The organism is Flammeovirga sp. AWQ4_249, from assembly GCF_056161045.1.
Genome location: NZ_JBSWYJ010000011.1, coordinates 147,898 through 158,553 on the forward strand (window position 1 = coordinate 147,898; position 10,656 = coordinate 158,553).

Annotated in this window: 6 protein-coding genes and 1 rRNA gene; 5 read left to right on the forward strand and 2 right to left on the reverse strand. The window is 31.9% G+C overall.

Translation table 11 applies throughout. The features are described from left to right. Window positions 1-52 precede the first annotated feature (52 nt). Window positions 53-784, forward strand: a complete 732-nt coding sequence (locus ACXAHM_RS11060) for an FkbM family methyltransferase (protein WP_474960504.1) — start codon at window positions 53-55, stop codon at window positions 782-784. A 73-nt stretch (window positions 785-857) separates the two neighbouring features. On the opposite strand, the gene ACXAHM_RS11065 is transcribed toward ACXAHM_RS11060, so the two are convergent. Then, window positions 858-1,238: a DUF1573 domain-containing protein gene (locus tag ACXAHM_RS11065; RefSeq protein WP_474960505.1), complete on the reverse strand. Its 381-nt coding sequence runs from the start codon at window positions 1,236-1,238 to the stop codon at window positions 858-860. Window positions 1,239-1,508: 270 nt separating this feature from the next. Between ACXAHM_RS11065 and ACXAHM_RS11070 the strand changes: the two genes are divergently transcribed. Both ACXAHM_RS11070 and clpB read left to right on the forward strand, forming a co-directional pair. After that, window positions 1,509-3,299 (forward strand): glycoside hydrolase family 15 protein, encoded by a 1,791-nt coding sequence (locus tag ACXAHM_RS11070; protein ID WP_474960506.1) that lies wholly within the window; start codon window positions 1,509-1,511, stop codon window positions 3,297-3,299. Between the two features lie 472 nt (window positions 3,300-3,771). Next, on the forward strand, window positions 3,772-6,381 hold the full coding sequence (clpB, locus tag ACXAHM_RS11075; RefSeq protein WP_474960507.1) for an ATP-dependent chaperone ClpB: 2,610 nt from the start codon (window positions 3,772-3,774) through the stop codon (window positions 6,379-6,381). Between the two features lie 51 nt (window positions 6,382-6,432). Here the strand turns inward: clpB and ACXAHM_RS11080 are convergent, their stop codons facing one another. Further along, a complete protein-coding gene (locus ACXAHM_RS11080; protein ID WP_474960508.1) occupies window positions 6,433-6,843 on the reverse strand; it encodes a hypothetical protein in 411 nt (136 codons plus the stop codon). Window positions 6,844-7,259: 416 nt separating this feature from the next. Between ACXAHM_RS11080 and ACXAHM_RS11085 the strand changes: the two genes are divergently transcribed. Both ACXAHM_RS11085 and ACXAHM_RS11090 read left to right on the forward strand, forming a co-directional pair. Beyond that, a complete protein-coding gene (locus ACXAHM_RS11085; RefSeq protein ID WP_474960509.1) occupies window positions 7,260-9,719 on the forward strand; it encodes a M14 family zinc carboxypeptidase in 2,460 nt (819 codons plus the stop codon). Window positions 9,720-10,359: 640 nt separating this feature from the next. Further along, window positions 10,360-10,656 (forward strand): 16S ribosomal RNA (locus ACXAHM_RS11090); the annotation flags it as partial.

A 10,656-nucleotide genomic window follows, 5' to 3' on the forward strand; every position in this document is an offset into this window, starting at 1 on the left:
TCCTTAGCGTTTCAGTGCAAAGCAATATTACACGAACGATTTTTTTAGATAAATGAATTATTTACTTCTGAATATATATTTACCAATAAAACAGTTTATCGCTGGTTTTATTTTTGACTTTATTCAAAAAGAATTTAAAGCAAATGGTAATGTTTATACAATACCAAAAGAATTAACAACTCGCTTTTTTAGAGGTGCATTTACTTTGGGTTGGTATGAGAAACAAGAAAGGATGTTTATTCCTCAATATTTAGATAAAAATGCCACTGTTTTAGAACTTGGAGGTTGTATTGGTGTTGTTTCTTGTGTAATCAATAATGTATTATATGATAAGAAAAAGCATGTTACTGTAGAAGCAAATCCTTTTTTAATCAAACACCTTGAACATAATAAAGAAAAGAATAATTGTCAGTTTTCTATAGAGAATAAGATCCTAACTAAAGCTGAGAAGTTAACTTTTAATATTCAAGATTCGATTGTCGAAGGAAGTGCAAATGTAGAAAGTTCAAGAAAAGTGGAAGTTGATGGGATTACACCCGAAGCTTTAGAAGAAAAATATAAACTAAAATTTGATACATTGATAATGGATATTGAAGGAGGTGAATTAAATATTCTAAGAGATTTCCAACCTTTTTTAAGTCAACTTAAAAGTATCTTCTTCGAAATTCATCCTTTCAATAATATATTAACGGAGGAAGAGGCTCAAGAGTGTGAGCAAATTTTATCGACTTTAGGTTTTCAAAAGAAATTAGATGATGAGTTCTTTCAGATATGGGAAAAGTAATTTAGATCAACATAATAAAAAAACGCATGCTTTTAGTTGAAAGCATGCGTTTTTTATTTAACTACTATTCTAATTATTGAACAAGAACATTTGTTGTAATAGAAATCTTAGTAGTTGTCTTTGCATTAGAGTAAACGGTTATAGGTTTATTTTGAACACCTCTTTTTCCTCTACTATTGAATTTAACTAAAATCTCACCTTCATCACCTGGTTGGATAGGTTCTTTAGGCCAATTAGGGGCAGTACATCCACAAGTTGTAGTCACATTAGTAATTACTAAAGGCGTATCACCTGTGTTTGTAAATTTAAAAGTATGCTCTACTACATCTCCTTGGTGGATATCACCAAACTCATATGTTTTTTCAGCAAATGTAATAACTGGACCAGTTGTATCTTGAGCATTAGCTACAAGACCAATCAACCCTAGAATCAAAGCAAATACAAATTTTTTCATGGTTGAAGTAATTGTTTAAAAAAATGTTCAGGAGACAATATATAAAAAATATCATGATGTTGCTGTTTATATAATTACTATTCTTATTAAAAAACAACTCCCTTATTATTAAATTTTAGATGAATAGATAATTAATTTATGATTTTTATAACACATTATTCTTTGTACTTACCATTTGAAAGTTTTACATTTTGTTGAAATTTATAGTAAATTGTCAAATACTCACGTCCAATAGATTAATAATTAACTACAAAAACAGACATTACAGACATGAAAAATCCGCATAATAAATATGACATGGGTGTCATCGGTAACTGTGCGTTTATGGCCTATATCGATACAAAAGCAAGTGTTAGATGGTTGTGTTGGCCAAGATTCGACAGCAGTTTTATTTTTGGTGACTTACTAGATGACGAAAAAGGAGGTGAGTTTTCAGTTAAGCCTTTAGCAAAAATTAAAAAGACAAAGCAATATTATGTGACTAATACGAATATATTAGTGACAGAAATATACACTGAAGATGGAGATTATAAGGTAACTGATTTTGCTCCTCGATTTGAGCAAGATGATCGTTATTATAAGCCATTAATGATGGTTCGTAAAATTGAGCCAATGCAAGGTACACCTTCAGTAAAAGTAATTTGTGACCCTAGAGGTAACTATGGAGAAATGACTCCACAAAAATCTCAAGGAAGTAATCATATTCGCTTTGAAGGTTTTGATCAACAAATGAGGTTAACAACCAATATTCCTTTATCCTATGTTATGGAAGGAAACTCATTTGTATTAAGTGGTGCTGTATATACAGTACTAACTTATGGAGCTCCATTAGAGGCTGCAATCGAAAATACAGTTGAAAACTTCTATACTAGAACTAAGAGATATTGGAGAAATTGGGTGAAATCTACAAGTATTAGCTTCTTCCATCAAGAAAAACTTATACGTTCTTCATTAATCTTAAAAATACATCAATACGAGGATACAGGTGCTATTATTGCCTCAGGTACAACATCACTTCCAGAGTATCACAAGAGTACACGTAACTGGGATTATCGTTATTGTTGGATGCGTGATACCTATTACACATTAAATGCTTTCAATAACATTGGTCACTTTGAAGAAGTAGAAGCCTATTTCAAATATATTGAGAATGTAACGAAACAAGAGGAAGATAGATATCAACCGCTTTATACCATTACAGCTCAAAAGAAAATTACTGAAATTGAAATGCCTTTAAAAGGGTATTTAGGTGAAAACCGACCAGTAAGGATAGGTAATGATGCATACACTCATATTCAAAATGATGTGTATGGTCAAGTACTCACATCTCTTCTTCCATTATATGCTGATAAGCGTTTTACGAATAAGTACAGAATGCATACAAAGAAATTAGTAGAGCATACTTTACAAAAGATAGCAGATACAATGGAAGAGAAAGATGCTGGATTATGGGAATTCAGAGATCGCCCTGGTCACTATTGTTATACTTTCTTATTCCACTGGGCGGGTGCTTCAGCTGCTTATAAAATGGCTCAATATTTTGAGGACGTGAAAATGGCAGACAAAGCATTAAAAATCAAAGAACGTGCAGCAGAAATGATTGAAAGATGCTATGATGAAGAAACGGGTGTTTATATGCAAGCTGCAGGAGCTAAAGATATGGATGCTTCTTGCTTACAACTTATCACAATGAACTATCTGGATCCAAATTCTGAAAGAGCAAAGCGTCACTTAGCTGGAATGGAAAAAGAATTAATGGCGAAAGATGGACTTTTCTATCGTTACAGACATGTTGATGATTTTGGAGCACCAGAAACTACATTTTTAATATGTGCTTACTGGTATATCGAAGCATTAGCTTGTGTAGGTAGATTAAATGATGCGATTGATTATTTCGAAAAAGTAAGTAGTTATGAAAATCATGTTGGTCTGTTATCAGAAGATGTTGATTCATCAGATGGTAGTCAATGGGGCAACTTCCCTCAAACCTATAGTCATGTAGGTTTGATGAATGCTGCATATAGAATATCTAAGAAATTAGACTTACCTAACTTCTTATAGGAGTAAGTTTTGTTTATAGAATGAAAAGGGTAGTTGTCGAAAGATGACTGCCCTTTTTTTACTTTCCTAGAAATATATATTTAATCAATATAAAGAAAGTAAGAAGTGCTAAACCAAAGTATTTTAAGAATGTCATCATAGTGTTTTACTGTTATATAAGTGTCATTTATTTCTTCATCTACTAAAAAGACAATCATAAATTAAAAGCAGTCAATCATTTCTTTAAAGCTTCATATACATTCACATTATAATTCAATTATATGTTCCCTAAAACTAAACATCATAGACATAATGTCGTACTAAAATAGTGTTTTTCAAGGGTTTAATGACTTTTTGTCGTGCTTGATGAATACTTTTGAGTTGATTTCGGAAAATTTGACCGATTAGTCATTTTTGAACGGTTATTGATTTATTAAATATCGAAAACGCTCAAAGGTTTCTCAAAAACTTAATTTAAATAAACAATTAGAATATGAATTTTGAAAAATATACAATCCGATCGCAAGAGGCTTTGCAAAAGGCACAGACGATTGCTAAAGGATTACAACAACAAGTAATAGAAACAGGTCATATATTAAAAGCGATCATTGAACAAGAAGACAACATGATCACTTTTTTGACCAACAAGATCAAAGCAGATAAGGCTAACTTAAATAATAGAGTAGATGCTATAGTAGAAAGTTACCCAAAGTCTTCAGGAGATAATCCTTATTTATCAAACGATGCAGCAAAAGCTTTACAAGCAGCAGAACGTTTCATGACTGAAATGGAAGATGAGTTTGTAGCAGTTGAACATATATTATTAGGTTTATTAGATGGTGGTGATAAAGTAGGTCAGTTGTTAAGCCAAGCAGGTTTTACAAAAGACTATTTAAAGAAAGCTATAATTGAACTTAGAAAAGGAAATAAAGTAACAGACCAAAATGCAGAAGGTCAGTATCAGTCATTAGAAAGATACGCGATTGACTTAACGCAAATGGCCAGAGATGGCAAATTGGACCCTGTTATAGGTCGTGATGAAGAAATTCGCCGTGTACTTCAAATACTTTCTAGAAGAACAAAGAATAACCCAATGTTGATTGGTGAGCCAGGTGTTGGTAAAACAGCAATCGCAGAAGGTTTAGCACAAAGAATTGTAGCAGGTGATATTCCTGAAAACTTAGAAGATATTAGTATTGCTTCTTTGGATATGGGAGCATTGGTTGCTGGTGCAAAATACAAAGGTGAGTTTGAAGAAAGATTAAAGGCAGTTATCAAAGAAGTACAAAGTGCTGATGGAAAAATCATCTTATTCATAGATGAAATCCATACTTTGATTGGTGCTGGAGCAGGTGGTGATAGTGCAATGGATGCTGCTAACTTATTAAAGCCAGCATTGGCAAGAGGTGAGCTAAGATCTATTGGTGCTACAACTTTAAAAGAATATCAAAAATATATTGAAAAGGATAAAGCATTAGAGAGACGTTTCCAACCTGTAAATGTAGGAGAACCTTCAGTGGATGATGCCATCTCAATTCTTAGAGGTATTAAAGAAAAATATGAAGTTCACCATGGTGTTAGAATCAAGGACGATGCAATTATCGCTTCAGTAGAACTTTCAAATAGATATATCTCGGATCGTTTCCTTCCAGATAAGGCAATTGACTTAATGGACGAAGCAGCTTCAAGAATGCGTATTCAAATGAATTCATCTCCAGAAGAGGTTGATGAAATCAGAAGAAAAGTAATGCAATTGGAAATTGAAAGAGAAGCAATCCGTAGAGAAAAAGACGTTGAGAAAGAAAATATCTTAACTGATCAAATCCGTGTTTTAACAGGTAAATTAAATGAATTGGAAGATGAGTGGAAGCGTGAAAAACAAACGTTGGACTCAATCAAACAATTGAAACGTGATATTGATAAGTATAAGATAGAAGCAGATCAAGCAGAACGCGCTGGCGACTATGGTCGAGTTGCTGAAATTCGTTACGGAAAAATAGTACAAGCTGAAAAGCAATTAGAAGTTTTACAAAAAGATGCAGAAGAGGAATCAACTTCTGGAAATGTAATGCTTCGTACTGAAGTAACAAATGAAGATATCGCTGAGGTAGTGTCAAGATGGACAGGTATTCCTGTAGCTAAAATGGTACAAGGTGAAAGAGAAAAACTTTTACATCTAGAGCAAGAACTTGGACAACGAGTGGCAGGGCAAGACGAAGCAATTACTGCTATTTCAGATGCAGTAAGAAGAAGTCGTGCTGGTTTACAAGATCCGAGAAGACCTATTGGATCATTTCTTTTCTTAGGTACTACAGGTGTGGGTAAAACTGAATTAGCGAAAGCTTTAGCAGATTACTTATTCGATGATGAAAAAGCGATGGTTCGTATTGATATGTCAGAATATCAAGAGAAACATGCTGTAAGCCGTCTGATCGGAGCGCCTCCGGGCTACGTGGGTTATGATGAAGGTGGACAACTTACTGAAGAAGTAAGAAGAAGACCTTATTCAGTAATCTTATTAGATGAAATTGAAAAGGCTCATCCAGATGTATTCAATATCTTATTACAAGTATTGGATGATGGACGCCTAACTGATAATAAAGGTCGTGTTGCTGACTTTAAGAATACAATTGTTATCATGACTTCCAATATGGGAGCACATTTTATGATGGATAAAATTGGAGATCTTGAAAAAGCAGGATCAACTGTTGAGAAAGAAGAGATTCTTGACCAATGTAAAGATCAAGCACTAGATCTATTGAAAAATACGGTACGTCCTGAATTCTTAAATAGAATCGACGAAATATTAATGTTCCAACCTCTTACAAGAGAGAACATGAGAAAGATTGCGGCGATACAATTTAAGGATATCCAAAATCGTATCCGTACAAATGGCATCGAGATTGAAATTACTCCTGAAGCACTGAATAAAATTTCAGATCTAGGTTATGAACCAGAATTTGGAGCAAGACCATTGAAAAGAGTAATGCAAAGATACATCTTGAATGATTTATCAAAATCTATCCTAAAAGGAGATGTCCATAAAGATTCAATAGTACTAATTGATGTGGAAAATGATCAACTAGTATTTAAGAATAAATAAGATGTTGTAGAGTGAGTTAAAAGCGGGGTTTCGAAAGAAACTTCGCTTTTTTTATTTCAAAACAATTGAACTTGATTGCTTAACATCATCAATGACTGCTTTTTTAGCATTTGTAGCACTTCTCAAATCCGAATAAATACCTTCAATACAATTCACATTGATTTGTATTACATTTTTAGGGTACTTTTTTGAAATTTCTTTTTCAAACTGAGCTAGAATTTTAAACTTCTCCTGTGAGAAATTGTTCATATCTACTTTGATGATTGAAGATACAATCTCAGTGTCACCTTCTAGACAGTCTTTCTTTACCGTCTTAAGAAAAATGAAGCGAGTGTTTGAAGAATTTGGCCCTTCTTCTAGCTTTTCTGCCTTTGAAGTAGGTTCATTGTTGTCGACGATAGCATAAGATGTATTTGTTGAAAAAGTGAAATACATAATAGCTAGTAATGTTAATAGTCGCATGAAAAAATGATCAGTAGTATTTATAGTATTAATTGCGTTAAGGGGGATACCTTATCACAATTATAATGAAATTATTTTGATTATGAAATTTATTATATAAAAAATGTATTAAGTACTATTCATGTGTTTATATTTTGATTTATGTAAACTAATATAATTATTAAAATTGTCTAATACATGAAAAACAGAATAAAATTTGGTTATCCAGTAAGTGTAAATTGTATAATTATAATTTATACTATCATTATAGAAATAGTATGTAATATATTCTGAGAAAAGAAATAAAACCAATTGATTTTCAGTTCCTTTTAGGATAAAAGATTAGAATGAAAATATACTTTTTAGATAGATTTTAGGCTTTCCAATTTACTCTTGCTAATTTACTTAAGTTAATTCATCAATATTCAGTCAAAACTATGCAAAGACTACTGTTTACTTTTCAGTGGATCTGTTTATCTTTTTTATCAACATTTTCATTTAGTCAAACACTTAAATCTCCAACGGAATTTTTAGAATACCCATTAGGTTCTCAATTCACTTACCATTTTAAAGTAAATGAATATTTGAATTACCTTTCGAATGAGACTGCAAAAATTGAATACATTCCATATGGTAAAACAGAAGAAGGTAGACCTTTATTTGTTTTGGCTATTTCATCAAAAGAAAACATTATAAATCTTGAAGAAATTAGAGTTTCTAATTTAAAAAGAGCTGGTTTTATAGATGGTGAGCCTAACTATGACAAATCTATTGTATGGTTAGGGTATAATGTCCATGGTAATGAAGCATCAGGATCTGAAGTAGCTATGAAAGTAGCTTATGAATTGACAAAATCAACGTATGATGAATTATTAAAAGAGATTATAGTAATAATCGATCCTTGCCTAAACCCTGATGGTAGGGATAGGTATGTAAATAATTTTAAGGCTAAACAAGGAACCTTCATTAATAGTAATCCTTCCTCATGGGAACATGTAGAACCATGGCCATCTGGTCGATTTAATCATTACCTTTTTGACCTAAATAGAGATTGGGCTTGGTTAACACAAAAAGAAACAAGGTTAAGAAATAAGATATATAGAAAATGGTACCCACATGTTTTTGTTGATTATCATGAAATGATGCCTCAATATTCTTATTTTTTTGGTCCTTCGGCTGATCCTATTCATAATGAAGTAACCAGTTGGCAAAGGAAATATCATAAAATAGCCTCAGAGAAGTATAGTAAATATTTTGAAGATCAAGATTGGGAATATTTCTCTGAAAAGGTTTTTGATTTATTGTACCCAAGTTACGGTGATAGTTGGACGTGTTTTAATGGAGCTGTTGGATTCACATTTGAACAAGGAGGACATGGTGTAGCTGGACTTTCTTATAAAAGTAAAAAAAGTGAAGAAGAAATTACGCTAGAAGGAAGAATAAAAAAGCATTATGAAACATCGATGCTTACATTAATTTTAGCAGTAGAGTATAAAGAGAATCTTCTTTCTGAATTTGAGGCATTTTTTAATTCAAATAAGAACAGTGTAAAGAATTACATTATCAAAAGCAATGTAAACAATGCCTATAATATAGAATATGTAACAAATCTTCTAAAAGAACATGGTATTGAATGTCAAAAAATACTAGAAAATAAAGAAGTTGAAGGGTATAGTTATATACATCAAGAAATAAGAACTCGAAAAGTACAAAAAGGAGATATTCTATTATCTACAAATCAAAAACAAGGAAAAGCATTAAAAGTACTATTTGAACCTAAAGCAATTTTTACAGATTCAACTACATATGATTTAACAGCATGGTCATTACCTTATGCTTTTGGATTAGATGTAATAGAAACAGAAGTTACTTTTGAAAATACTGAAGAATTTACAGTCAAAAAAAGTAAGCCATACATTGATGAAGATGAATTAACCGATTCTACTTTTTTTATTTTAGAATGGGAGTCCTTAAAGGATATAAAATATGTAGCTGAACTTTTAAATAAAGGTATTAAAGTAGGTTATTTAGGAAATGATATTATTTATGAAGAATCTATTATAAAGAAAGGAACTTTATTATTACCATATTTTGGTTTAAGTATGTCTAAGACATTTACTGCTTTTAAAGAGACTACTGAAATATATAATATAAACTATAGATTAATTCATTTTGATAATTCAGGTATAGACCAGAATATTAAAATCATGGATAAACCTTTGATAACAATTGTAGGAGGAGAAGGAGTAAACCCAGTTAGATTTGGAAGCCTATGGCATTATTTTGATAAAGTTCTTCATTACCCTGTAGATATTGAATACAAGAGCAAGTTGACATCTTTTGATCTGTTAAAGTCAAATACATTGATATTATGTGATGGAGAATATGGTGAAAAGTATTCTAAAATGATAGAATTATTTATGGATCGAGGAGGAAAGGTAATCTTATTAGAAGATGCCATAAAAGTTTCATTTGACATTCATGAACTTGAAATGTCTAAGAAACTCAATAAAATCTATAAAGAAGATAATTTGAGAGATAAAGATAAAATTGAAAATAAAGCCTTAGGGTGTATAATTGAAACAGAACTACCCGCTGATGAATTAATAACAAAAGGTTTATCTACTAATTATTATCTTATCAAAGAAAATGCTCATCATTTACCATTACTAAATCATGGTTACAATATAGGAGTAGTAAATAAGAGTGAACCTGTATCAGGCTATATGGGTTATAACCTTCAAAAGATCATCAAAGGAACAAGTTTAATATCTGCAGAAAAATTTAGAAAAGGTGAGGTATATTATTTTGTAGATGATCCCTTAATCCGTGGTTTTTGGGGTAATGGCATGCATTTATTGGCTAATGCAATCTTTTTTGATTTAAATAAAAAGTAATAATATTCTGTTTATAAGTCACTTATAATATTGTTAGGATTCATTGATATTCTTTTCTTAGTTCATTTATTGCATTTAAAAAACCTTCTATTACCTTTGCACTCCCTTCAGTAAACGGCTAAGGAAAAAACATGATGTGTGTAGAGGCGTAAAGCATACGCCAAAAGATTAAGAATCAGATATCTAAATGAGTTTCTAAATAAAACAAAATAGATATTGCAGATTAAATTTTCTTTCTTACCTTTGCACTCACCTTTAACGGAAGCCACTTTTAAAACATCCTTGGATGTGATAAAAACAGAGTGTTGTGAGAATGAAAATTGACTCAAAAAAAAACTTCAAAATTTTTTCAAAAAAGATTTGGAAGTTAAAAAGAAAAATTCTTACCTTTGCACTCGCTTCTGAAAAACGAGGCAGCTTTAAACAACGGTTTAAAGTAAATAAAAATCTGAATAACAGATCATTGAACTTCGGTTCAAACGTTCTTTTGATGTAATGAAAAAGTAATTATAAGATCAGCGAAAGCGGATCCCAATTACAGTTAATTCTTTTAACTAGATAATAAGTTCGTAGAGACAGGTATAAAACATTGATCGGTAGCGGCGTATTACATACGCCTTACAAAGATCTAAAGATTCTTACAATGGAGAGTTTGATCCTGGCTCAGGATGAACGCTAGCGGCAGGCCTAATACATGCAAGTCGAGGGGTAACATGATGTGCTTGCATATTGATGACGACCGGCGCACGGGTGCGTAACGCGTATACAACTTACCTTTATCTGGAGGATAGCCCGGAGAAATTCGGATTAATACTCCATAGTATTATAAGACAGCATTGTTTAATAATTAAAGATTTATCGGATAAAGATAGGTATGCGTCCCATTAGCTAGTTGGTGCAGGTAACGGCTCACCAAGGCGACGATGGGTAGGGGTTC